This is a genomic window from Amycolatopsis coloradensis, assembly GCF_001953865.1.
In the GTDB taxonomy this organism is placed as follows: Bacteria; Actinomycetota; Actinomycetes; order Mycobacteriales; family Pseudonocardiaceae; genus Amycolatopsis; species Amycolatopsis coloradensis.
The window spans coordinates 70,920-93,750 of sequence record NZ_MQUQ01000012.1; the positions used below are offsets into that span (position 1 = coordinate 70,920).

19 protein-coding genes and 2 pseudogenes are annotated in these 22,831 nt (G+C 69.8%); 15 read left to right on the plus strand and 6 right to left on the minus strand.

What is annotated here, in order from left to right; translation table 11 throughout:
- The first annotated feature begins 6 nt into the window (after nt 1–6).
- The 7 genes from BS329_RS21525 (at nt 7) to tsaE (ending at nt 7,743) form a co-directional block, all read left to right on the plus strand.
- Nucleotides 7–1,452: an NAD(P)H-hydrate dehydratase gene (locus BS329_RS21525; protein WP_076163042.1), complete on the plus strand. Its 1,446-nt coding sequence runs from the start codon at nt 7–9 to the stop codon at nt 1,450–1,452.
- A gap of 235 nt (nt 1,453–1,687) precedes the next feature.
- Entirely contained in the window at nt 1,688–2,503 is an 816-nt protein-coding gene (locus tag BS329_RS21530) for a DeoR/GlpR family DNA-binding transcription regulator (RefSeq protein ID WP_076163043.1), read from the plus strand.
- Entirely contained in the window at nt 2,493–3,920 is a 1,428-nt protein-coding gene (xylB, locus tag BS329_RS21535; RefSeq protein WP_076163044.1) for a xylulokinase, read from the plus strand. The genes BS329_RS21530 and xylB overlap by 11 nt, the downstream gene beginning before the upstream one ends.
- A 4-nt stretch (nt 3,921–3,924) precedes the next feature.
- The gene (locus BS329_RS21540) at nt 3,925–5,016 is read left to right on the plus strand and encodes an ABC transporter ATP-binding protein (RefSeq protein WP_076163045.1); all 1,092 of its coding nucleotides are present in this window, start codon (nt 3,925–3,927) and stop codon (nt 5,014–5,016) included.
- Between the two features lie 29 nt (nt 5,017–5,045).
- Complete coding sequence (alr, locus tag BS329_RS21545) at nt 5,046–6,185, plus strand: alanine racemase (protein ID WP_076163046.1); 1,140 nt, start codon at nt 5,046–5,048, stop codon at nt 6,183–6,185.
- Nucleotides 6,182–7,279: an alpha/beta fold hydrolase gene (locus BS329_RS21550; protein ID WP_076163047.1), complete on the plus strand. Its 1,098-nt coding sequence runs from the start codon at nt 6,182–6,184 to the stop codon at nt 7,277–7,279. The genes alr and BS329_RS21550 overlap by 4 nt, the downstream gene beginning before the upstream one ends.
- Complete coding sequence (gene tsaE, locus BS329_RS21555; protein WP_076163422.1) at nt 7,279–7,743, plus strand: tRNA (adenosine(37)-N6)-threonylcarbamoyltransferase complex ATPase subunit type 1 TsaE; 465 nt, start codon at nt 7,279–7,281, stop codon at nt 7,741–7,743. The genes BS329_RS21550 and tsaE overlap by 1 nt, the downstream gene beginning before the upstream one ends.
- 179 nt (nt 7,744–7,922) lie before the next feature.
- Here the strand turns inward: tsaE and BS329_RS42730 are convergent, their stop codons facing one another.
- The 3 genes from BS329_RS42730 to BS329_RS21570 form a co-directional block, all read right to left on the minus strand.
- Entirely contained in the window at nt 7,923–8,393 is a 471-nt protein-coding gene (locus BS329_RS42730; RefSeq protein ID WP_143253146.1) for a hypothetical protein, read from the minus strand.
- Nucleotides 8,394–8,838: 445 nt separating this feature from the next.
- Nucleotides 8,839–10,170, minus strand: a complete 1,332-nt coding sequence (locus BS329_RS21565; protein ID WP_076163049.1) for a carboxyl transferase domain-containing protein — start codon at nt 10,168–10,170, stop codon at nt 8,839–8,841.
- Complete coding sequence (locus BS329_RS21570) at nt 10,167–11,588, minus strand: acyl-CoA synthetase (RefSeq protein ID WP_076163050.1); 1,422 nt, start codon at nt 11,586–11,588, stop codon at nt 10,167–10,169. The genes BS329_RS21565 and BS329_RS21570 overlap by 4 nt, the downstream gene beginning before the upstream one ends.
- 290 nt (nt 11,589–11,878) lie before the next feature.
- On the opposite strand from BS329_RS21570, the gene tsaB reads away from it, so the two are divergent.
- From tsaB to BS329_RS21590, 4 genes and pseudogenes are all read left to right on the plus strand, one after another.
- The gene (gene tsaB, locus BS329_RS21575; RefSeq protein WP_076163051.1) at nt 11,879–12,544 is read left to right on the plus strand and encodes a tRNA (adenosine(37)-N6)-threonylcarbamoyltransferase complex dimerization subunit type 1 TsaB; all 666 of its coding nucleotides are present in this window, start codon (nt 11,879–11,881) and stop codon (nt 12,542–12,544) included.
- Nucleotides 12,541–13,020: a ribosomal protein S18-alanine N-acetyltransferase gene (gene rimI, locus BS329_RS21580; protein WP_076163052.1), complete on the plus strand. Its 480-nt coding sequence runs from the start codon at nt 12,541–12,543 to the stop codon at nt 13,018–13,020. The genes tsaB and rimI overlap by 4 nt, the downstream gene beginning before the upstream one ends.
- On the plus strand, nt 13,020–14,066 hold the full coding sequence (gene tsaD / locus BS329_RS21585) for a tRNA (adenosine(37)-N6)-threonylcarbamoyltransferase complex transferase subunit TsaD (protein ID WP_076163053.1): 1,047 nt from the start codon (nt 13,020–13,022) through the stop codon (nt 14,064–14,066). The genes rimI and tsaD overlap by 1 nt, the downstream gene beginning before the upstream one ends.
- A gap of 67 nt (nt 14,067–14,133) precedes the next feature.
- A pseudogene (locus BS329_RS21590) lies at nt 14,134–15,042 on the plus strand (glycosyltransferase family 2 protein); the annotation flags it as partial.
- A 15-nt stretch (nt 15,043–15,057) separates the two neighbouring features.
- On the opposite strand, the gene BS329_RS21595 reads toward BS329_RS21590, so the two are convergent.
- Nucleotides 15,058–16,953 carry an N-acetylmuramoyl-L-alanine amidase gene (locus BS329_RS21595; RefSeq protein WP_076163054.1) on the minus strand — a complete coding sequence of 632 codons (1,896 nt, stop codon included), beginning with the start codon at nt 16,951–16,953 and terminating at the stop codon, nt 15,058–15,060.
- 143 nt (nt 16,954–17,096) lie between these two features.
- On the opposite strand from BS329_RS21595, the gene BS329_RS21600 reads away from it, so the two are divergent.
- Nucleotides 17,097–17,759, plus strand: a complete 663-nt coding sequence (locus tag BS329_RS21600; RefSeq protein WP_076163055.1) for an HAD family hydrolase — start codon at nt 17,097–17,099, stop codon at nt 17,757–17,759.
- Nucleotides 17,760–17,833: 74 nt separating this feature from the next.
- On the opposite strand, the pseudogene ubiA reads toward BS329_RS21600, so the two are convergent.
- Nucleotides 17,834–18,702, minus strand: a pseudogene (gene ubiA, locus BS329_RS21605) (4-hydroxybenzoate octaprenyltransferase).
- 317 nt (nt 18,703–19,019) lie between these two features.
- On the opposite strand from ubiA, the gene groES reads away from it, so the two are divergent.
- Complete coding sequence (gene groES / locus BS329_RS21610) at nt 19,020–19,313, plus strand: co-chaperone GroES (protein WP_007031106.1); 294 nt, start codon at nt 19,020–19,022, stop codon at nt 19,311–19,313.
- Nucleotides 19,314–19,413: 100 nt separating this feature from the next.
- Nucleotides 19,414–21,027, plus strand: coding sequence for a chaperonin GroEL (gene groL, locus BS329_RS21615; protein WP_076163056.1), 1,614 nt, complete (start codon nt 19,414–19,416; stop codon nt 21,025–21,027).
- 335 nt (nt 21,028–21,362) lie between these two features.
- On the opposite strand, the gene BS329_RS21620 is transcribed toward groL, so the two are convergent.
- Entirely contained in the window at nt 21,363–21,665 is a 303-nt protein-coding gene (locus BS329_RS21620; protein ID WP_037335869.1) for a WhiB family transcriptional regulator, read from the minus strand.
- 248 nt (nt 21,666–21,913) lie between these two features.
- Between BS329_RS21620 and BS329_RS21625 the strand changes: the two genes are divergently transcribed.
- Nucleotides 21,914–22,828, plus strand: a complete 915-nt coding sequence (locus BS329_RS21625; RefSeq protein ID WP_208619261.1) for a MerR family transcriptional regulator — start codon at nt 21,914–21,916, stop codon at nt 22,826–22,828.
- Nucleotides 22,829–22,831: the final 3 nt, after the last annotated feature.

Genomic DNA, 22,831 nt, shown 5'->3' on the forward strand with positions numbered 1-22,831 from the left:
GGCGTCGTGCAGGGAATCTGGACCACGGAACGGATTCGCGCGGCGGAGGGCCGGTTGCTCGCCGCCGCTCCCGACGGCGAGCTGATGCGGCGCGCGGCTTTCGGCCTGGCGGTGCACGCCGCCGAGATGCTCGCCGAGCACACTGGTTCGGTGTCCGGGCGGCGGGTGACGTTGCTCGTCGGGTCGGGCAACAACGGCGGCGACGCCTTGTGGGCCGGCGTGTTCCTGCGCCGCCGCAATGTGGCCGTCTCGGCGATCCTGCTGAAGCCAGAACGCGCTCACGGCCCGGGTTTGGCCGCCTTGAAGCGATCCGGCGGCAAGGTCGTGTCCGTTGAGGACGGTCCACAATGGATTGATCGAGCCGATCTCGTCATCGACGGGATCGTCGGCATTTCGGCGCGAGGGCCCTTGCGGCCGGACGCCGCCGCGCTGTTGGCACACGTGAGCGCACCGGTGCTGGCCGTCGATCTGCCGAGCGGGGTGGATCCGGACACCGGCGCTGTCGACGGTCCGGCGGTCGTCGCCGACCGCACGGTCACTTTCGGCGCGCTCAAACCGGTGCACGCCCTCGCTCCCGCGTCCTGCGGCGAGGTCGCCTTGGTGGACATCGGCTTGCGGCCCGAACTCGGTGAACCCGATCTGCGGCGGCTCGACACGGCCGACGTCGCGGCGGCGTGGCCGGTGCCGGGGCCGGGCGACGACAAGTACAGCCAAGGCGTGGTCGGGGTGGCCGCGGGATCCGCGACGTACCCGGGTGCGGCCGTGCTCGCGGCGGGCGCCGCCGTGCGGGCGACGTCTGGGCTGGTGCGGTACGCCGGGCACGCCGCCGACGTGGTGCGCGGGCGCTGGCCCGAGGTCATCGCGACCGGGTCGGTGACCGATGCCGGGCGGGTGCAGGCATGGGTCGTCGGGCCGGGGATCGGGACCGGGCACGAGGGCCGGGACGTGCTGCGGTTCGTGCTCGGGCGGGGGGTGCCGGTGTGCGCGGACGCCGACGCGACGACGATCATCGCGCGCTCGCCCGACGTGCTCGACGCCCGCGATCCGGACACGCCGCTCGTGCTGACGCCGCACGCTGGGGAGTTCGAGCGGCTGATGGGATCGCCGCCCGGGGCCGACCGGGTCGCGGCGGCGCGGTCGGCCGCGCGGAAGTACGACGCCGTCGTGCTCTTGAAGGGACACTGCACGGTGGTGGCGGCGCCGGACGGGCGCGCGCTGGTGAACACGCCCCGCGGGTCGTGGCTCGCGACGGCCGGGTCAGGGGATGTCCTGTCCGGTCTGCTCGGCGCGCTGCTCGCGGCCGGACTCGATCCCTGGCTCGCCGCCGGGGCCGCCGCGCACGTCCACTCGCTCGCCGGATCCCTGGCCGCGGACGGCGTGCCCACCTCGGCGTCCGGCATCCTCGACGCCGTGCCCGATGCCATCCGATCCGTCCGCTCCCTCGCCTCCTGACCAGGGCACCGACTTGCGTTTAGCCCCCTAAGTGCGCTCTGCGGGCACCTGCCTCCAGAACACACTTAGGGGGCTAAACGCAAGTCGGCGGGCTTTGGGGGTGAGGTGGCGGGAAATAAGAGAGTTATCGAGTTACGTGTTAACTCCGGGCGAATAATCTGGTAAGAAGCAGGTGTGAGCGCCGACACCCACCCCGCCGAGACCGCGACGGTCCGGGTCGTGAACGGTGTCGCCCATGTCTAAGACCAGGCCCTCGGACGCCGCCGTCGAGCACCGGCGCCAGGAGATCCTCGACCACGTCATCGCCACCGGCGAGGTCCGCATCGACGACCTCACCACCCGGTTCGGCGTCAGCCTGATGACGATGCACCGCGACCTCGACGAACTCGCCGAGCGCCGTCTCCTCCGCAAACTACGCGGCAAGGTCGAGGCCTATCCGGCGACGACCATGGAGTCGGCCGCCCGCTTCCGCGACACCTTCAACCAGGCCACGAAGGACGCACTGGGCGAGGCCGCCGCGGCGCACGTCCACTCCGGCCAGACGGTCTTCGTCGACGACTCGACGACGCTCTTCCCGCTCGTCCGCCGCCTCTGCCAGATCGAGGACCTCACCGTCATCACCAACTCGCTCGAAGCCGCCCGCATCCTCGGCCGGGCGAAGAGCGTCGAGGTCGTCCTCGCAGGCGGTCGCTACCACCACGAGTTCGATTCGTGCGCCGGCCCGGACGTCATCGCGTTCCTCGACCGCACGCACGCCGACATCGCGTTCGTCTCGGTCGCCGCGGTCGCGGTCGGCCGCCTGTTCCACCCGGTCCAGGACTACGCGGAGCTCAAGAAGGCCGCGCTGCGCACCGCCGACCGCAACGTCCTGGTCGTCGACAACTCCAAGTTCGGCCGCACCGCCACCTACGCGTACGGCGACATCGGCGACTACGACCTCCTGATCACCGACGAAGAGGCGCCGACCGAGGAGATCGAGGCGGCGCTGCTCGCCGGAACGGCCATCGAGCAGGTCGAATGCGCACCGGAGGGCCCGGAATATGAGTTCTGACCTGGTCGCCGGAATCGACTCGTCGACCCAGTCGACGAAGGTCGTCGTCTGTGACGCGCGCACCGGCGAGATCGTCCGCACCGGCCGCGCCGCGCACCCCGACGGCACCGAAGTCGCCCCGTCGGCGTGGTGGGACGCGTTCCGCGAAGCCACGGACGGCCTCCTCGACGGTGTCGCCGCGATCGGCATCGCCGGTCAGCAGCACGGCATGGTCACCCTCGACGAAGACGGCGAGGTCGTCCGGCCCGCGTTGCTGTGGAACGACACCCGGTCCGCGAAGGCGGCCGAAGACCTCGGCGCCGAACTCGGCCCCGAGAACTGGGCGAAGTCCGTCGGCTCGTTGCCGGTCGCCAGCTTCACCGTCACGAAACTGCGCTGGATGGCGGAGCACGAGCCCGAGCTGGCCGATCGCGTCGCCCGCGTCCTGCTCCCGCACGACTGGCTGACCTGGCGGCTGCTGGGCGAAGGCGCCGAGCCGGTCACCGACCGCGGCGACGCTTCCGGCACCGGGTACTTCTCGCCCGCCACCGGCGAGTACCGCCAGGACCTCCTCGCGCACGCCTTCGGCGGCCGTACTCCCGAACTGCCCAAGGTCATCGGCCCCGCCGAGGCCGCGGGGCACACGCCGGACGGGATCCTGGTCTCGGCCGGAACCGGCGACAACATGGCCGCCGCGCTCGGTCTCGAACTCGCCCCCGGCGACGTCGTGGTCTCGCTCGGCACGAGCGGCACGGTGTTCGGCGTTTCGGAGACCGCGAGCGCCGATCCCTCCGGCGTCGTCGCCGGATTCGCCGACGCCACGGGCCGATTCCTGCCGCTGGCCTGCACCCTCAACGCCGCCCGCGTGCTCACCGCGACGTCCGCGATGCTCGACGTCGAACTTGCGGACTTCGACAAGCTGGCGCTCGCCGCCGGCACGGGCTCCGATGGCCTCACCTTCCTCCCGTACCTCGACGGTGAGCGGACGCCGAACCTCCCGGACGCCACCGGCACACTCTTCGGCCTGACCAGGGCCAACATGACGCCCGAGAACCTCGCCCGCGCCGCCGTCGAAGGCATGTTGTGCGGACTCGCCGCCGGTCTCGACGCCCTTCGCGAACAGGGGCTCGAAGTCCGCCGAGTGCTTCTGATCGGCGGTGGCGCGCGGTCGGCCGCCGTCCACGCGGTCGCGCCGATCGTGTTCGGTGTGCCCGTCGTCGTCCCCGAGGTCGCCGAATACGTCGCGGTCGGCGCCGCGCGGCAGGCGGCCTGGGCCCTCGCTTCCAGCACGGAACCTCCCCGCTGGCAGGAAGACCACGGCACCACCCCGCTCGAACCCACCGAGGCGGACCACGCCGAGGGGCACCGGATCCGGCGACGACATCTCGAAGCCCGCGAACTCGGGCACGGCATTTCCGCGAAACCGAAAGAGGACTGAACCGATGGCCACGATCACCTACGACAAGGCGACCCGGCGCTACGCCGGATCCGAGCGGCCCGCCGTGGACGCACTCGAACTCGAGATCGCCGACGGCGAATTCCTCGTGCTGGTCGGGCCTTCCGGCTGTGGCAAGTCCACCAGCCTGCGGATGCTCGCCGGACTCGAGGACATCGACGAAGGCGCCGTCTGGATCGGCGACCGCGACGTCACGCAGCTGCCCCCGCGCGCCCGCGACATCGCGATGGTGTTCCAGAACTACGCGCTGTACCCGCACATGACCGTCGGCCAGAACATGGGCTTCGCGCTGAAGATCGCGGGCCGTCCTGCCTCGGAGATCAAGCAGAAGGTGCTCGACGCGGCCAAGCTGCTCGACATCGAGCAGTACCTCGACCGCAAGCCGAAGGCGCTTTCGGGTGGTCAGCGCCAGCGTGTCGCGATGGGCCGCGCCATCGTGCGTGAGCCGCAGGTCTTCCTGATGGATGAGCCGCTGTCGAACCTCGACGCCAAGCTGCGTGTCTCCACGCGTACGCAGATCGCCGCCCTTCAGCGCCGTCTCGGTGTCACCACCGTGTACGTCACGCACGACCAGGTCGAGGCCATGACGATGGGTGACCGGGTCGCGGTCCTCTCGGACGGTCTCCTGCAGCAGTGCGACACCCCCCGCGCGCTGTACGACAGGCCCGCAAACGCTTTCGTCGCCGGGTTCATCGGCTCGCCCGCGATGAACCTCGTCACCGCGAAGCTCACCGAAGACGGTGCCGAACTCGGCGGCGCACGGGTGCCGCTGACCCGCGAGATCCTCGCCAAGGCCGACGGTGACACCGTCACCCTGGGCTTCCGGCCGGAATCGCTCGAGGTGACCACCAGCGAGGACGGCACGCTGCCGATCAAGGTGGACCTCGTCGAGGAACTCGGCTCGGACGCGTACGTCTACGGCAAACTCACCGAGAGCGACGCCGAAGGCACGAAGTCGAACGTCGTCACCCGGGTCGACCCGCGCAAGCCGCCGGTCATGGGCGACACCCTGCACCTGCGGGTCCGCCCCGACGAGCTGCACGTGTTCTCCGCCACCACCGGGGCACGCCTGTCCTGAGCCGGGTCCGTGGGAAACTGGTGGTCGTTATGACCGCCAGTTTCCCGCGTGCCGAGGTCGTCATCGACCTGTCCGCCATCCGGCACAACGTCGCCCTGCTCGCTTCCCGCGCCCCCGGTGCCCAGACGATGGCCGTGGTCAAGGCCGACGGCTATGGCCACGGCGCGCTCGAGGTCGGCAGGGCCGCCGTCGAGGGCGGGGCCACCTGGCTGGGCACCTGTTCCCTCGACGAAGCGCTCGCGCTGCGTCGCGCCGGGATCGGGTGCCGGCTCTTCAGCTGGCTCGATACCCCCGAAGCCGACTTCGCACCCGCAGTCGCCGAAGACATCGACGTCGCCGTCAGCTCCCTCGACGAACTCGCCCGCGTGGCCGATGGCGCTCGCCGGGCGCGCGACTTTAGCGGCCTAAGTGCGCTCTCTCGGGTGCACCTCAAGATCGACACCGGACTGTCCCGAAATGGGTGCCCACCTGCGGAATGGCCGGCGCTCGTCAAGGCGGCGGCGGCCGCGAAGCCGCTCATCGACGTCGTCGCGATCTGGTCGCATCTCGCCTGCGCCGACGAGCCGGGCCACCCGTCCATCGACGCGCAGGCGAAGCGGTTCGACGAGGCCTACGACATCGCCCGCGCGGCGGGCCTGAACCCGATGCGGCACCTCGCGAACTCCGCCGCCGTGCTGACCAGGCCGGACCTGAATTTCGACCTCGTGCGCCCCGGGATCGCGATCTACGGGCTGAACCCGGTGCCCGTCGCCGAGGACCTGCGCCCGGCGATGACCTTCAAGTCGTCCGTGGTGCTCACGAAACGGATCGCCGCCGGTGAATCCGTGTCGTACGGCCATTCCTGGACGGCCGAGCGCGACACCACCCTCGCACTGGTCCCGGTCGGATACGCCGACGGCGTGCCGCGGTCGCTGTCCGGGCGGATGGACGTCTGGCTCGGCGGACGGCGCCGTCCGGTGGCCGGACGTGTCTGCATGGACCAGTTGATCGTCGACTGCGGAGACGACGAACCGGCCCTCGGCAGCGAAGTGATCCTTTTCGGTCGAGGCGGGTTTGGCGAGCCGACGGCCCGGGAATGGGCCGACAAGCTGGGGACGATCGACTACGAGATCGTGACTTCGATGTGCCGCCCGCGCATCCACCGGACGTATCTGGAGGCAGGCTCGTGACACCTTCACGACGACTGCTGGCCATCGTCGGCGGTGTCGGGGCGGTGGCCACCGGCACCGCCGCCGTGATCGCCGTCGCCGCACAGCAGCGGCGGCAGAGTGAGGATCCGTTCGTGGACGAGCCGTTGGGGGACCTCGAACCGGACCGGACTTCGACAGTGGCGGCGGAGGACGGCACGCCGCTCGCGGTCGAGGAGATCGATCCGGCCGATGGGGAAAAACCGGAGCTGACCGTCGTGGGCGTGCACGGTTTCGCGTTGTCGAAGCGCTGCTGGCATTTCCAGCGGCGGGATCTCGCGTCGCTGAAGCTGCCGCGAGTGCGTCAGGTCTATTACGACCATCGCGGGCATGGGCAATCCGGCGCCGCGAACGCCGAAACCAGCACCATCGAACAGCTGGCGCGCGACCTCGACATGGTCCTGCGCTCGGTGGTGCCGGAGGGACCCATCGTGCTCATGGGGCACTCGATGGGCGGCATGGTGATCATGGAACTCGCTTCGGAGCATCCCGAGCTGTTCGAAGACCGCGTCGGCGGCGTCGCGTTCATCGCGACCGCGGCGGGCGAAGTCGGCGCTCGGGGACTGCCGCGATCACTGCTTTCGAAGTACAACCCGCTCACGCGAGGCGTCGGCGGGCTGGCCGGATGGCAGCCGGGGCTCGTCGAGTTCGTGCGCGCGGCGGGCGGGCAGCTGACCCGGCAGGCCGTGCGCAGACTGGCTTTCGGCAGCCGGGACGTGTCTCCGCGACTCGTCGACTTCATGCTGGAAATGCTCGAAGTGACGCCGGTGCGCGGGCTCGTGAACTTCGTCGACACGCTCGGCAGCCACAATCGGTACGCCGCGCTCGCCGGGCTGAAGCACGCGCACGTGCTGGTCATCGGCGGTGATTCCGACCGGTTCACGCCGATCGCGCACGCCGAGCGGATCGCGGCGGAGCTGCCGGACGCGGAGCTGGTGCGCGTGCGCGGCGCGGGGCACATGGTGCAGCTGGAACAACCTGAACTGGTGAACAGCCACTTGATCGACTTGATGCAGCGGTGCACGGGCACCGATGGTGAATCCCCTGACCGGCGAACCTGGTGGTGGCAGCCCTGATGAACTTCGCTTTCCCGACTCCCGAATCGACCATGGAATTCGGGCGCGCGCTCGGACGTGCGCTGCGCGCGGGTGACTTGGTGTTGCTCGCCGGACCGCTCGGGGCGGGCAAGACGACGCTGACCCGCGGGATCGCGGACGGTCTCGGTGTCGGCGGGCGGGTCAGCTCGCCGACGTTCGTGCTCGCCAGGGTGCATCCGGCGGGCGAGGCCGGGGTCGCTCTGGTGCATGTCGACGCGTACCGGCTCGGCGGGGATCTCTCGCAGCTGGACGACCTGGACCTCGACACCGAACTCGAGCGGTCCGCCCTGGTCGTCGAGTGGGGCGAGGGGGCGGCGGAGCGCCTTTCGGACGACTACCTCGTCGTGCGCCTGGAGCGTCGCGAAGACGATGTCCGCATGGTCACCTTGGAGCCGCACGGCACCTGGGAGTCCCGGACGCCCGACTTGCGTTTAGCGGGCTAAACGCGATCTGTGCGGAGAACGGCCGGAGCGCGTTTAGCCCGCTAAACGCGAGTCTCACCCGGATGCCGCATCAGGGCCGACCTGGCGAAGCGTCCCCTTCGTGCCCCAAGACCTCGATGGTCCGGGCTTGGGGGTGCGCATGCCGCTGGTTCCCACAGCGGCATGCGCACCCTGTTTGGTCAGGCCGGGGCCGGTTCGGCCTGTGGCCCGCCTCGTCCGCGCCGACGATGAAGCCACCACAACCCGCACAGGCCGATCACACCGGTCTGCGCGGCCGGTGCCGCGACGATGGTCAGTGCGAGGAGTGCGGCGATCAAGGCGAACCAGTAGATCAGGACACGCCTGGTGTTTTCCCGGCTGCCGAAGAACGTGCTTCGCCAGAATTCGGGCCACTGTGTCGCGGGACGCAGTCGGACGCGACGGCACGCGGGGTGGGTGACCATGCCGACCGGTTCACCCGCCAGATCGAGCAATTCATCGAGACTGACTTCTGCCGGGTGACACCCGCCGTGGTGATCCTGGTTCGCATCCGGGGTCATCGCCTGCGGCTGGGGTGGCTCCTCTGGCATACCGCCGGAACACGGCGCTACGCTGGGCATGTTTGACGCCTCCATAAGACTTTTCGGGTTGATGGAGCTGTTGAACTTCAAAGCGGCTCCCCCTTGCCCGGGGAGCCGCTTCCTTATCTGCGGTAGTCGGAGTTTCCGAGCCGCAACACAAGCCATTGTGGACGAACTTTCCGGACCTACGGGGCGGTAAGTGAAAGGTTGCTGAATCCTGCGCCGAGCGGTCGGCGTAATTCACCCCGGGTCATCGGTTTGCGCTGCTGTAACTCGAAAGAGTAGTTGCGAACGAGGCTCGTCATCTCATTGCGTAGATAGCGAGACTTGAGTACACCGTGAGTGTTTCGCATTCACGCGATCGAGTGGATCGCCGTCGTCGATACGGAAAGAAATGTTCGGTACCGGATGTTCGGCCGCGGCATTCGCACATGCAGATGACCATGCTCGGCGCATAAGGCCCGCTCAGCGCCGATCTGCGACCGTTTGTCGTTTCTCTTCCGCGCCGGAACCACGCCGGATCGCGTTCAGCGGGCTAACCGCGATCCGCGGGGCCGACCACGGAGCGTGCGATTCCCAGCTCGACCAGGTCTTGGGGGCGTAGCCGCAGGCGGTCCGCGAGGGCGGGGACTTCGTCGGCGGGCAGCTTGAGGATCGCCGCGGCCGCCTCGGGCGTCGTGACCGAGAAGTACGCGTTGGGCGTCACCCAGGTCGATCCGGGCGCCGCGAACGCGAGCGCGCCACCGGATCCGCCTTCGCCGATCACCAGCGTCGTGATCGGCACGGCCGCGCCAGCGATCGCCTCGAACAACTCCGCGATCGCGGCACCGGCCCCGGCCCGTTCGGCCGCCGCGTCGTTCGCCGCACCGGGCGTGTCGACGAAGGTGAGCACCGGGATCCCGAGCCGTGACGCGAGCCGCACCAGTCGCGCCGCCGTCCGGAACCCCGCGGGCAGCGTCGCCGTCCCGCACTGCGCCGCATACGCGATCGTCCGGCCGCCTCGCCAGCCGAAGCCGCATAAGACACCGGAGTCGACTCCGCCGCACCTGTCGCCCGAGACATCCTCACGCCACTCGAAGTACGCGTCGAGATACTCCGCAGCTCTCGGCCGATCAGCCGCGCGCGCCGCCTGAACCGCGGCCCAGCCGCTGTCGGGCAATCCCGCCGACCCGAGCGCGTGAGGAGGATCGGCGGCTTCCGTCGTCGGCGAGGTCAGCAAGCGAAGCCACCGTTCCAGCACACCGGGAAGGGCGGCGGGCGGCACGATCCTGTCGACCTGGCCCCACGCGAGCTTCGCCTCGGCCGTGTACGCCTCTGCGGGCGCGTCGGCAGGGCGTACCCGTGAACCGGCGAAACCGACCTGAGCCTCGGGAAGCGCGAGAATGACGTCGGCGCTCGCGCCGAGCGTCGCCCAGCCGCCGCCCGTGGTCGGATCACGCAGCACCGAGATCTGCGGCACCGACCGGGCTCCGGCCGCCGCCCGCGCGATGCGCTGCAGCTGCGAAAGCGCGCGCATCCCCTGCTGCATGCGGCTGCCGCCGGTCGCGATCAGCGACACCACGGGCAACCGGGACTCCACTGCCCGCGCGAACGCCGCCTCGACGCGATCGCCGGTCCGCTGACCGATCGACCCGCCGAGAAAGCCGAATTCGAAGGCGATCACGACCGCCTCGACGCCGCCGATCTCGGCGGTCCCGCAGAGGACGGACTCGTCTTCGCCCGACCGTTTCGAGGCGGCCTCGCGTGCCGCGCGATAGCCCGGCCAAGCGATCGGCCCGTCGTCCGGCTCGTCGGAACGGCGAACGTCCAGGTCCACGAAACCGGTCGCGATCTCCTTGACGACGGACCGGGCGGAAGGCCTGCTCATCCGAGCGCCCGCTTCATGACCTTGCCCATGTCGTTGCGCGGCAACGCCTCCAGATAGCGGACCACCCGAGGCCGTTTGTGCGGCGACAGCAGGCGCGAGACGTGGTCGGCGAGTTCCGACTCCGTCGGGCGTTCTCCGTCGGGCACCACCCAGGCCACGATGCGCTCGCCGAGATCGTCGTCGGGCTCGCCGGTCACCGCGACCTCCGCGACGCCGGGGTGTTCCATGAGCGCGTTCTCGATCTCGCCCGCGCCGATCTTGTAGCCGCCGCTCTTGATCAGGTCCGTGGCCTTCCGGCCGACGATCTTCACGTATCCGGCCGCGTCGCGGGTCGCCATGTCGCCGGTCTTGAACCAGCCGTCGTCGAACGCGGCTTCGGTGGCATCGGGGCGGTTGAGGTACCCGGTGAACAGGTTCGGTCCGCGGACCTGGATCTCGCCGACGGTCTCGACCTCCTCGACGGGCTGCCCTGTCTCGTCCACGAGCCGCAGGTCGACGCCGTCCAGCGGGACACCGACGGTGCCGGGGACACGCTCGCCGTCGGCGCGAACGCTGGTGTTCATGAGGGTCTCTGTCATCCCGTAGCGCTCGATCACGCGCTGACCGGTCGCCGCCGTGATGCGCTGGTGGTCGTGGACGGGCAGCGCCGCCGATCCGGAGACGAGCAGCCGGGCGCCGCTCAGCGCCTCGGCGAGCGACGGATCGTCGCCGACCTCACCCGCGATGCGGTGATACATGGTCGGGACGCCGAACATCATCGTCGCCCCGGTCGCGAGTTCGCGTGCCACGCCCTCCGTGGAGAACCGGCCGAGATGCCGGACCGAACCGCCACGCCGAAGCGGTCCGAGGATGCCGAGAATCAGGCCGTGGACGTGGAACAGCGGAAGACCGTGCACCAGGACGTCGTCGGCCGTCCACTCCCAGGCGCTCTCGAGCGCGTCGAGCGTGGACGAGAGCGCGCGGCGCGGGAGGACGACGCCCTTGGGCGGGCCGGTGGTACCGGAGGTGTAGACGATCAGTGCCGGGGCCTCGGCGTCCGGCTCCGCGGGGAGGCCGACGGGTGCGCCTTCGAGGGTGATGTCGCGACGGGGCAGGCCGCCGAGGCCGGCGGGCAGCTCGGCGCCCGGTTCGGCGAGGACGAGGACGGGCTCGCTGTCGGCGAGGATGTGCGCGAGTTCCCGCTCGCCGATCTTCGGGTTGAGCGGGATGGCGGGGACGCCGGCGAGCAGCGCGGCGATCACGGCGACGCTGGTGTGCGCCGTCGGTGTCGCCCAGACGGCGACGCGGCCGCTCGGCAGGTCGCGGGCGAGCGTGCCGGCGACGGCCGCGAGGTCGGCGTAGGCCAGGGACGTGTCGCCGAAGCGGAGGGCCTCCTTGCCGGAGCCGCTCGCCAGCGTGGGGAACAACCGATCGGACACCTTGTAACCTCCTGCTCGACTCCGCCTGCCGGGGCGTGTGGCCCTCGCTGGACGGACCGTACCGCGCAAGTCGCCCCCACCCCTGCGACCCGCTTCACACCCCTCCCCGCTCCTGCCGCCGACGTGCGTTTAGCCCCCAAATCGCGATCTGGGCCGGGGTCGGCGGGCGGCCCGGAGGGAGCGACTTTCGCCCCCTAATCGCGATCCGGCGGCGGGGGAGCGGCCACGGCACCGGATCGCACTTAGGCCGCTAAACGCGACGCGCGGGCCTGGTCGTAGGCTGGGTAACCGTGCTGGTACTGGCCATCGACACCTCGACCCCGGCGGTCACCGCGGGCCTCGTCGCCCTCGACGGCGACACGCTCGAATTTCGCGACAACCGCGTCACGGTCGACCCGCGCGCGCACGGCGAGCTGATCACGCCCCACGCCCTCGAAGCGGTCAAGGCCGCGGGCGTCACGCTCCGCGATCTCGACGCCATCGTCTGCGGCGTCGGCCCCGGCCCCTTCACCGGCCTCCGCGCCGGCATGGCCACCGCCGCGTCACTCGCCCACGCCCTCGGCATCCCGGCCCATCCGGTGTGCAGCCTCGACGCGATCGCCGCCGACGTCGCCCCCGGCGAAGCGCCCTTTCTCGTCCTCACCGACGCGAGACGCCGCGAGGTCTACTGGGCCGCGTACGCCGCCGACAGCACCCGCACCGACGGCCCGCACGTCCAGCGCCCGGCCGACCTCGAGACGACCATCGAGGTCGCGGCGGGCGACGGCGCCTTCCTGTACGCGGACGCCCTCGGCGCCCAGCCGATCGAGCCGCGCTTCCCGTCAGCCCTCGGACTGGTCAAGGCCGCCCGCGAAGCACTCCGGAGCGGAAGCGAGCCCGCCCCGCTCACCCCGCTCTACCTCCGCCGTCCCGACGCCGTCGAACCGGCCGCGCGCAAGAAGGTGACCACGCCGTGAGGCTGGACCCCTTACGCCGCAAGGATATTCCCCGCTGTGTCGAGATCGAGAAGATCCTTTTCCCCGGCGATTCGCCCTGGAACGCGCACGCCTTCCACGCGGAACTCGACGCCGGCGGCCACTACCTCGTCGCGCGCCCCGACGAAAGCGACGAGGTCATCGGTTACGCCGGCCTCGCCGTCGTCGGGCGTCGCGGTGATCACGAGGCGAGCATTCACACGATCGGCGTCGACCCGGGATGGCAGCGCAACGGAATCGGCACCACGCTGCTGAAAGCGCTCCTCGACCGCGCCGACGAGCTCGCCGCGCCGGTGTTCCTCGAAGTCCGCACCGACAACGACGCGGCGATCACGCTCTACGAGCGGCACGGTTTCGAACGCGTCGGTCTCCGGAAGCGCTACTACCAGCCCTCCGGCGCCGACGCCTACACGATGGCCCGTCCGCGGGCCCAGGTCCGAGACGAGGTGGCGGGCTGATGCCACGCATCATCATGGGCATCGAGAGTTCGTGCGACGAGACCGGCGTCGGCCTCGTCCGACTGCACGACGACGACACGGTCGAACTCCTCGCCGACGAGGTCGCCTCCAGTGTCGACCAGCACGCCCGCTTCGGCGGCGTCGTGCCCGAGGTCGCCAGCCGCGCGCACCTGGAGGCGATGGTCCCGACCGTCGAGCGCGCCTTCGACAAGGCCGGGCTGAAACTGTCCGATGTGGACGCCATCGCGGTCACCGCCGGGCCGGGTCTCGCCGGCGCGCTGCTGGTCGGCGTCGCCGCGGCCAAGGCGTACGCCGCCGCGCTCGACATCCCGCTCTACGGCGTCAACCACCTGGCCGGGCACATCGCCGTCGACACGCTCCAGCACGGGCCGCTGCCCGACCGCTGCCTCGCCCTGCTCGTCTCCGGTGGCCACACGCAATTGCTGCTGGTGGACGACATCGCGTCGGAGATCACCGAGCTGGGGTCCACTGTGGACGACGCGGCGGGCGAGGCCTACGACAAGGTCGCCCGCGTCCTCGGCCTGCCCTACCCGGGCGGCCCGCCCATCGACAAGGCGGCCAAGAACGGTGACGGCACGGCGATCGCGTTCCCCCGGGGAATGACCGGGCCGCGTGACGCCAAGTTCGATTTCTCCTTCTCCGGCTTGAAAACCGCCGTCGCGCGCTGGGTCGAGGGCGCCGAGCGCCGTGGCGAGGAAATCCCTGTCGACGACGTCGCCGCGTCGTTCCAGGAGGCCGTCGCCGACGTTCTCACCAGGAAGGCGATCCGTGCCGCCAAGGAACACGGAGTGGACACGCTGGTGATTTCCGGTGGTGTGGCGGCGAATTCACGGCTGTCCGAACTCGCCGCCGAGCGCTGCGCGGAAGCCGGGATCACCTTGCGGGTGCCGCGGCCTCGGCTGTGCACGGACAACGGCGCGATGATCGCCGCGCTCGGCGCGCACGTGGTCGCCGCCGGTCGCCCGCCCGCATCGCTCGACTTCTCCGCCAATCCGGCGCTGCCGGTCCAGATCGTCTCGATCTAGCGTAGTTCGGCGCCGGGGCGAGGTTGAGCAGCTCTTCCAGCGCCGCCACCGTCAGGGTGGCGGCATTGCCGTCGCGGTCGAGTCGATCTGGCGGCGCAACGGCGGCTACGACCCGTATCCGCACCTCGTTCCCCGGCGCCGTCCGGAGGCGAGGACGGGCAAGGGCGACGCGCTCAACGCCGTCTACCAGGCGCACAACGACTGGATGGGCCCGGACGCGAGCCGTGAGGACGTGGTCGTCGTGGTCGTCGACGCGGACGGCCGTCCGGTGGAGAACTGTCGCGAAGTGTGCGCCGGACCATTTGTTCGGCGACGAGAGGATCGGCGCGGTCCACCTCGACGTCTGGATGGGCAACGCCGACAGCCGTCCATCGGGCAAGAACTGGTTCTCGCGCGCCTTCGGGCTGAAACTGGCCCAGATGCAGGATCTCGAGTTCCGCACGGCCATCGCGGCGATCCAGCCGTGGCGCGGTTCGCTGCTGGAGGATTTCGAACTCGGCGCACACCTGCCGACCGCGGGATGGCGGACCGGCTACACGCCGGATTCCCCTGTGAAGCAGGAAGGTCTGTACAGCCTGCGCCGATTCCTGGTGCAGCGCACGCGCTGGGGCCAGGGCACAATGCAGTGTTCGCGGTATCGCAGTGGATCTGAGATTCGCCGCATGTGAGCACACTGGCGCCGCGGAGATGATGTACTACCTCGCGGCGACGGCGCGTGGATCCTGTTCGCGATCTACGGCTCGTTCGGGCTGCTGCCGTTCATCGCGTGGGGCCGATCTATCAGTTCAAACGCCTGAAGAGTCGCAATCTCCTGCGCGGGCTCGGGATGGGCTTCGCCTACGCGCTGTACATCTACACGTTCTACATCACGTCGTGGCGAGCGCTGTTTCGCTTGGTGTGCGGCCGGAACGGCTGGTCGAAGACGCGGCGGAACACCGAGCACGCTCCCGGGGTCAAGGTCGCCCTCGACTCCTGACCCCGGGACCGGCGCTCAGAAGGCGGGCAGGATCCGGACGTCGTCCGCCTTCACGAACGCGACACGATGCCCGAACTGGATCTGCACGTAGCGCGTCTTTCCTTTGACGACAACGTGATTGGCCGGATCGAACGTCGTCGCCGAGTAGTACTCGGATCCGAGCACGTTGCCCGCCGAATACCGCTGCCCCGCCGAGAAGGTGTAGGGGAGCGGGATGATCTGCTGCACCGGCACGTTCGCCGGATAGGCTTCAGGCTCGGGGTACGCGCGCCCGAACACCGGCACGGTCGCCAAGCCGGGCTTCGGGGTGACTACCAGGCCGAACGCCGGGCTCGTCGTGCGCGCGTCGCGGAACCAGCCCTTCTGGCCGAGGTACCAGATCGCCGTCCAGCCGTTACGCCGCTCGGCGACCACGTACCGCTGGCCGGTCTCCGCGCGACTGCCGATGTCGGAGACGGCCATCGTGCTCGCCGACCCGTCCGGCCGCAGGCCGATGTCTTTGAGCAGCGGCGCCGCGTCGTTCGGCTCGCTGCGCAGCACGACAGAACCGGAACCCCTTGCCGGGCAGGGCTTTCCAGCGGTCTCGCAGCCGGTGAAGGCGGGCTGGTTCGTGGCGAAGTCCGGTGTGATGGTCACCAGCGGAGAGCCGGGACGACCGAAGCCGGACAGGGGAGCGCCCATCAGGTCGAAGTAGTGCGCCCAATCCCAGTACGGGCCCGGATCCCAGTGCATCCCCTTGATGGTCGAGGGGATCGTGCCCGGGACGTTGTCATGGCCGAGGATGTGCGCGCGGTCGAGCGGGATGTCGTACTTCCGTGCGAGGTAGCCGACGAGCTTCGCGGAGGTGCGGTACATCGCCTCCGTGTACCAAGTGCCCTTCGCGGCGAAGCCCTCGTGCTCGATGCCGACGGACTTCGCGTTGACGTACCAGTTGCCCGCGTGCCAGGCGACGTCCTTGGTCGGCACGTGCTGCGCGATCTGGCCGTCGGAGGAGCGGATCGTGTAGTGCCAGCTCACGTACGTCGGGTCGGTGACAAGGTCCATCGCCGTGTCCCAGTAGCCCTCGGTGTCGTGGATGATGATGTATTCGACCTTCTGGCTCTTCGGTCGGTTCGCCTTGTCGTGGTTGCCGTAGTCGTTGTCCGGCAGCTCCTGATACGGCGCCGGGACCGAAAGGCAAGAGACCTTCTTCGGGCACTCGGTCTTGGGATCTTCGGCCTGAGTGCGCGCGGGGCTCATCGGTGTCGCGGCGAGGGTGACGTTCTGGCCGTCGTCGGTCTTGCGGCTGACGCCCTTGGAGATGGTGTCGAAGACTTCGTCGGCGAAGGCCTGCGCGCCCGCCGCGTCCTTCGCACCGCTGTAGCGCGCGACAGCGGCGTTCCAGTCACCGGTTTCACGCTGGTACTTCGCCAGCAGAGCGGCGCCGCCGCGGATGTTCTGCGTGGTGTTCGTGCGCAGCGTCGCGACGTCCTGGCCGATCAGCCTGGACGCCTCGTCGATGGTCTGGAGGCCGGGTGGGGGAGGCTTCGGCGCCGGTGTCACCGGGAGTTTCGCCTGGCGCGCGTCGTCGCCGCGCGGGTCTTCCCCGCCTTCGTCGTGATGCGTGCCGGTGCCCGCTTCGCGCAGGTCGGTCAGGTGCATCGGGCCGTAACCGGCGGACGTGCTCGGCGTTCCGGCGTTGAAGTCCCACCGTGACTCCAGGAAGGAGACGCCGAGCAGGACGTTCTCGGGAACGCCGAACTCCCGCGCGGCGGCCGCGAAGTCCCGCTGACGTTGCTGATCCGCCGGGGCGGCTTCGGCGGGGACCGCGGCGAGGAGGCCCGCGACGAGGGTGAGGATCGCGAGTCCGGCGGTCCGTTTGGGGCGGCGCCGGCGCGGTAGGAGGGCAGCGGGACGGAAGGGACGCGGCATGGGCGTGTACCCCCAGTGTCTAGGTCTGCTGTACAGGACCGACCCCAATGGTCGGAACCTAACCAGAAACCCGCCCCTTCCGTAAGGTCCCTCCCGGACTTGCGTTCAGCCCCCTGATCGCGATCCGGTGGCAAGGTGGGGGCATGGCTGGGGTGAAGGAGCTTCTGCGGGAGAAGGACCATGTCTTCCTCGACTTCGACGGTCCGGTGTGCGACGTGTTCGCGAAGTTGCCGTCGAGCGAGGTGGCCGACAGGCTCAAGCGACTCGTCGGGCCCGACCTGCCTCATGAGGTGAGCGCTGCGGCGGATCCGTTCGAGGTGCTCCGGTACGCGGCTTCATGCGGTCCGAACGCCGCGCACGTCGTCGAGCGGCAGCTCAGTCGGCTGGAGAACGAGGCCGTCTCGATGGTGCCGCCCGCTCCGGGTGCTGTGGAGGTGATCCGTGAGTGGGTCGCGCAGGGGTTCACAGTGTCGATCGTCAGCAACAACTCCGTCGAAGCGATCCGGGCGTTCCTCACCGTGCACGAACTCGTCGAGCAGGTTCGCCGGATCAGTGCACGGGCGTCGAGCGACCCCGCGCACCTGAAGCCGCACCCGGTCCTGATCGAGGCCGCGGTGAAGGCCCTCGGCACTTCGCCCGGGAAGTGCGTGATGATCGGTGACTCCGCCGCGGACGTCCTCGCCGCTCGGGCCGCCGGAGTCGCTTCGGTCGCCCTCGCGACTACGTCCGCGAAGCGCCGGTCCCTCGCCGCCCTGCACCCCGATGCCCTGGTAAGCGACCTCACCGACTTGCGTTTAGCCCCCTAATCGTGATCCCGGCGGCGGGTTGCCCCCGGGCCCCGACCTGCGTTTAGCCCCCTAATCGTGATCTGTGGGGCCGCTCACCAGGCGTGACTCGCCAGCAGGCCCAGGAAGAGCACCAGGCCGACGTGGTTGTTGCTCATGAACGCCCGGAAGTAGCCGTCGCGCTCGCGCCGCGCGATCAGCGTCCGCTGGCGGACGAACAACGCGCCCGCGACCCCGACGGCGAGGTAGAACTCCCAGCCGAGCGAGCCCACTCGGCCGACCACCGCCATGAGCACCAGCATCGTTCCCTGCAGGACGCCGATGGCCAGCCGGTCGTGACGGCCGAACAGGATGGCCGTGGATTTCACGCCGATCCTCAGGTCGTCGTCCCGGTCGACCGCGGCGTACAGCGTGTCGTACGCGACCACCCACAGGAGATTGGCGAGGAACAGCAGCCAGCAGATCGGCGGCAGGGATTCCCCGGCGGCGGCGAAGCCATCGGGATCGACCACCCGAACGCCGCGCCCAGCACCACCTGCGGCAGCTGCGTGTAGCGCTTCGCGAACGGATACGCGCACGCCAGCGCCAGTGCCACCATCGACAGGAGGACAGTCGTGACGTTGAGCGTCAGCACCACCAGGAAGGAGAGCGACACCAGCACGGCGAACAGGTAGCGCGCTTCTCTCGCCGTCGCCGCACCGCTGGGAAGCGGACGATGCGCGGTGCGCTTCACGTGGCCGTCGAACCCGCGGTCCGCGTAGTCGTTCACCACACAGCCGGCCGCGCGCATCAGCCACACCCCGGCCACGAAGGCGGCGAGGATCCTCGGAGACGGCTCACCCGCCGTCGCGATCCACAGGGCCCACAGCGTCGGCCACAAGAGCAGGAGCGCGCCGATCGGCTTGTCCGCCCGCATCAGGCGCAGGTACGCCGGCAGCCTGGTCCGGTCGAGGAGCGACAGCATCTTCGTCCCCTCAGTCCGGCCGCAGGTCACAAGCTAGTTGCGTGACCGTCCGCCCTGCCCGGCCTCGGAACTAAGAGACAAGGAGCTCTGGCCGGACGGGCATGCGCACGCGGAACCGTGGCGGACCAAAACGGCCGGTCAGGCGACCGGCCGCGACATTTTCGTGAGCTGAGCGGACCCTCCTTGCGAAGCTGGCACTCACATGGCTAGAGTGCTAATTGCACGGCCCGAACACGCCCCGGCACCCGCGACGGCGGGGGTGGTAGGAGCCGTAACTCATCCTGCCAACGCTTTCGACGACCGTGGAGGTCAACCCGGTGAGCGTGAACATCAAGCCGCTCGAGGACAAGATCGTTGTCCAGACGAGTGAGGCCGAGGAGACGACCGCTTCCGGCCTCGTCATCCCCGACACCGCCAAGGAGAAGCCCCAGGAGGGCAAGGTTCTGGCCGTGGGCCCGGGCCGCATCGACGACAAGGGCAACCGCGTCCCGCTCGACGTTTCCGTCGGCGACGTCGTCATCTACTCCAAGTACGGCGGCACCGAAGTGAAGTACAACGGTGAGGACTACTTGATCCTTTCCGCTCGCGACGTGCTGGCCGTCATCAACTGACGTCCGCTCTCAGCGCATGACGCCCCGGGCCCCGCATTGCCGGGGGACGGGGCGTTCGTGTTTTCCGAGCTTTAGAACTGGAAGGTAAGCGGAAAAGGCCATGCCCAAGCAGATCAGTTTCGACGAGGACGCTCGTCGCGCGCTCGAGCGCGGGGTGAACAAGCTCGCTGACGCGGTCAAGGTCACCCTCGGCCCGCGCGGTCGCCACGTCGTGCTCGACAAGAAGTTCGGCGGCCCGACCATCACCCTCGACGGCGTCACCGTCGCTCGTGAGATCGAGCTCGACGACCCGTTCGAGAACCTCGGCGCCCAGCTCGCCAAGAGCGTCGCCACCAAGACGAACGACGTCGCCGGTGACGGCACCACGACCGCGACCGTGCTCGCCCAGTCGCTGGTGAAGGTCGGCCTTCGCAACGTCGCCGCCGGTGCCAACCCGACGGCCGTCGGCCGCGGCATCGAGGCCGCCGCGGAGAAGGTCATCGCGGTCCTCAAGGAGAAGGCGACCCCGGTCAAGGGTCGCGACAACATCGCCCAGGTCGGCACCGTCACCTCGCGTGACGCGGCCATCGGCGCCCTGCTCGGCGAGGCCGTCGAGCGGGTCGGCGAGGACGGCGTCATCACGATCGAGGAGTCGTCCACGCTGGCGACCGAGCTCGTGATCACCGAGGGTGTGCAGTTCGACAAGGGCTTCCTGTCGGCGCACTTCGCGACCAACCCGGAGGAGCAGAAGGCGATCCTCGAGGACGCCTATATCCTCCTGGTCCGCGAGAAGATCTCGGCCCTTGCCGACCTGCTCCCGGTGCTGGAGAAGGTCGTCGAGGCCAAGAAGCCGCTGCTGATCGTCGCCGAGGACGTCGACGGCGAAGCGCTGTCGACCCTCGTGGTGAACTCGCTGCGCAAGACGATCACCGCCGTCGCCGTCAAGGCGCCGTTCTTCGGTGACCGTCGCAAGGCGTTCCTGGACGACCTCGCGGTCGTCACCGGCGGCGAGGTCATCTCGGCCGAGATCGGGCACAAGCTGTCCGAGACCACGCTCGCCCAGCTGGGCAGCGCCCGCCGGATCGTCGTCACCAAGGACGACACCACGCTCGTCGACGGTGCCGGCACCAAGGACGACATCGCCGGGCGCGTTTCGCAGATCCGCAAGGAGATCGAGAACACCGACTCCGACTGGGACCGCGAGAAGCTGCAGGAGCGGCTGGCGAAGCTCGGCGGCGGTGTCGCGGTGATCAAGGTCGGCGCGGCCACCGAGACCGAGCTCAACGAGCGTAAGCACCGCATCGAGGACGCCGTGGCTTCGACCAAGGCGGCCGTCGAAGAGGGCATCCTGCCCGGCGGTGGCTCGGCGCTCGTGCACGCGGTCAAGGAGCTCGACGGCGGCCTCGGCCTCGAGGGCGACGAAGCGACCGGTGTGCGCATCGTCCGCGACGCGCTGTCCGCCCCGCTGTTCTGGATCGCGACCAACGCGGGCCACGAGGGTGCGGTCATCGTGAACAAGGTCCAGGAGCAGAGCTGGGGGCACGGCTTCAACGCCGCCACCGGTGAGCTCACCGACCTGCTGGCCGCCGGCATCGTCGACCCGGTCAAGGTGACCCGGTCCGCGGTGGCGAACGCCGCCTCCATCGCCCGGCTCGTGCTCACGACGGAGAGCTCCATCGTCGAGAAGCCTGCCGACGAGGAGCCCGCCGCGGCGGGTCACGGTCACGCGCACTAGCTCACCTGTTCCACCCCGAAACGGGGCGGCACTCCACCCGGAGTGCCGCCCCGCTTCTTGTGCCCTGGCCCGCCCACCTGCGTTTAGCGGGCAAACTGCGATCCGGCGGCCGGGGATCCCGGGCGCGGCGAAGGCGACTTTCGCGGGCTAAGTGCGATCCGGCGGCTGGCTGCCCACGACGGCACCGACCTGCGTTTAGCGGGCTAAACGCGATCTGGGGCGGAGGCGGGGCGGAGCGACTTTCGCGGGCTAATCGTGACGCGTCCGGGCCTGGACGAGCGGAAGGGCGGCACCCCACCCGGATGCCGCCCTTCCGTGTTGCCGACTCGGCCGGATCAGCCGTTCGACATGCTCAGCGTGCGCTTGTCCGCCTTGATGATGTGCTCGCGTTCCGACTCCGACAACCCACCCCAGATCCCGTAGGGCTCGTGCACGGCGAGCGCGTGGTTCCGGCACATGGCCAGCACCGGGCAGGCCAGGCACACGGCTTTGGCCCTCGCCTCGCGGCGGGCTCTGGCAGGCCCGCGTTCGCCGTCAGGGTGAAAGAAGGACGCGCTGTCCATGCCTCGGCACGACCCTTCGAGCTGCCAGTCCCATACATCGGCGTTGGGTCCCGGGAGCCTGCGTGTGTCCGCCATCCTGACCGCCTCCGTCATCCGGTCGAAGCGTTTACCTGCTCTGCTGTGCTGCGGCTACTCCATTCGGTGCAACGGCGGTAACGTTAGAAGCGCGCCAATACTTGTTCAAGAGATTCGAGACGATTCAGCCGTTAGGCATCCCCCGGAGGTGTGAGCCGCCCTTTCCGCTCCGGTTGCCGCGGCTCCGGCCTGCCTGGATATTGGGTCGAGTGGGATCTCGGATCAGCAGTGAAGAACCCACCCTGCCGGTGGCCTCGGTCGCTCGCCGGCTCGGGGTCGCACCGTCCACCCTGCGAACCTGGGACCGCAGATACGGCGTGGGACCGAGCCGCCACACCAACGGCCGTCACCGCCGCTACGGCAGCTCCGACATCGGCCGTCTCGAACTGATGCAGCGTGCGTTGCTCCGCGGCGCCTCGACGGCCGAAGCGGCGAAGTACGCGCTCGAGCAAATGCCCCGGACGGCGGCAGCGCCCCCGGAAACCCCGGTGGTCCAAGTGGACGAACAGGCCGCCGCGCCGCCCGCCGAGGATCACGACGTCCCGTCACGCCTCGCCAGGCGCTTGAGCACGGCCGCGCTCGCGATGGATTTCGGCGCGGTTCAGCGCATGCTCGCCGACACGATCCGCGAACTCGGCGTCCTGCCCGCGTGGACCGGCGTCGTGTCGCCGGTGCTGACGGCGCTCGGCACGCGCTGGCGCGGGGTCAGCGCCGGCGCGGAGGTCGAGTACCTGCTCGCCGAATGCGTCTACGCCGCCCTGGTCCGCGCGACACCGGTGCTCCGCGAACCACGCAACCAGCGGCCGGTCCTGCTGACCTGCGTCCCGGACGAGCGCGACAACATGCCGATGTACGCGCTCGCCGCGGCGCTCGCCGGACGCCGGATCGGCGCCCAGCTGTTCGGCGCCTCCCTGCCTGCCGAGGTGCTCGCGGTGACCGTCCGCCGCAGCGTCCCGGCCGCGGTGGTGCTGTGGTCGGGACGGCACGCCACCGCCGATCCGCGCCTGTTCGCCAGGGTGTCCCGCGGCCGTCAGCGCAGCAGGCTGTTCGCCTGCGGACCGGGCTGGGATCCCGCGACGCTTCCGGACAAGATCGAACTGCTCGGCGAGCTGACGACGGCCGCCGACCGGATCGAGCATGTTCTTGTCGGTGCGAGGCGATAGAAA

What these genes read in the sequence shown, in the direction of transcription:
- BS329_RS21530 (WP_076163043.1), top strand. Translation starts at nt 1,688, where the DNA reads ATGTCTAAGACCAGGCCCTCGGACGCCGCCGTCGAGCACCGGCGCCAG.
- xylB (WP_076163044.1), top strand. Translation starts at nt 2,493, where the DNA reads ATGAGTTCTGACCTGGTCGCCGGAATCGACTCGTCGACCCAGTCGACG.
- BS329_RS21540 (WP_076163045.1), top strand. Translation starts at nt 3,925, where the DNA reads ATGGCCACGATCACCTACGACAAGGCGACCCGGCGCTACGCCGGATCC.
- alr (WP_076163046.1), top strand. Translation starts at nt 5,046, where the DNA reads ATGACCGCCAGTTTCCCGCGTGCCGAGGTCGTCATCGACCTGTCCGCC.
- tsaE (WP_076163422.1), top strand. Translation starts at nt 7,279, where the DNA reads ATGAACTTCGCTTTCCCGACTCCCGAATCGACCATGGAATTCGGGCGC.
- BS329_RS21565 (WP_076163049.1), bottom strand. Translation starts at nt 10,170, where the DNA reads ATGAGCAGGCCTTCCGCCCGGTCCGTCGTCAAGGAGATCGCGACCGGT.
- tsaD (WP_076163053.1), top strand. Translation starts at nt 13,020, where the DNA reads ATGCCACGCATCATCATGGGCATCGAGAGTTCGTGCGACGAGACCGGC.
- BS329_RS21595 (WP_076163054.1), bottom strand. Translation starts at nt 16,953, where the DNA reads ATGCCGCGTCCCTTCCGTCCCGCTGCCCTCCTACCGCGCCGGCGCCGC.
- BS329_RS21600 (WP_076163055.1), top strand. Translation starts at nt 17,097, where the DNA reads ATGGCTGGGGTGAAGGAGCTTCTGCGGGAGAAGGACCATGTCTTCCTC.
- groL (WP_076163056.1), top strand. Translation starts at nt 19,414, where the DNA reads ATGCCCAAGCAGATCAGTTTCGACGAGGACGCTCGTCGCGCGCTCGAG.
- BS329_RS21620 (WP_037335869.1), bottom strand. Translation starts at nt 21,665, where the DNA reads ATGGCGGACACACGCAGGCTCCCGGGACCCAACGCCGATGTATGGGAC.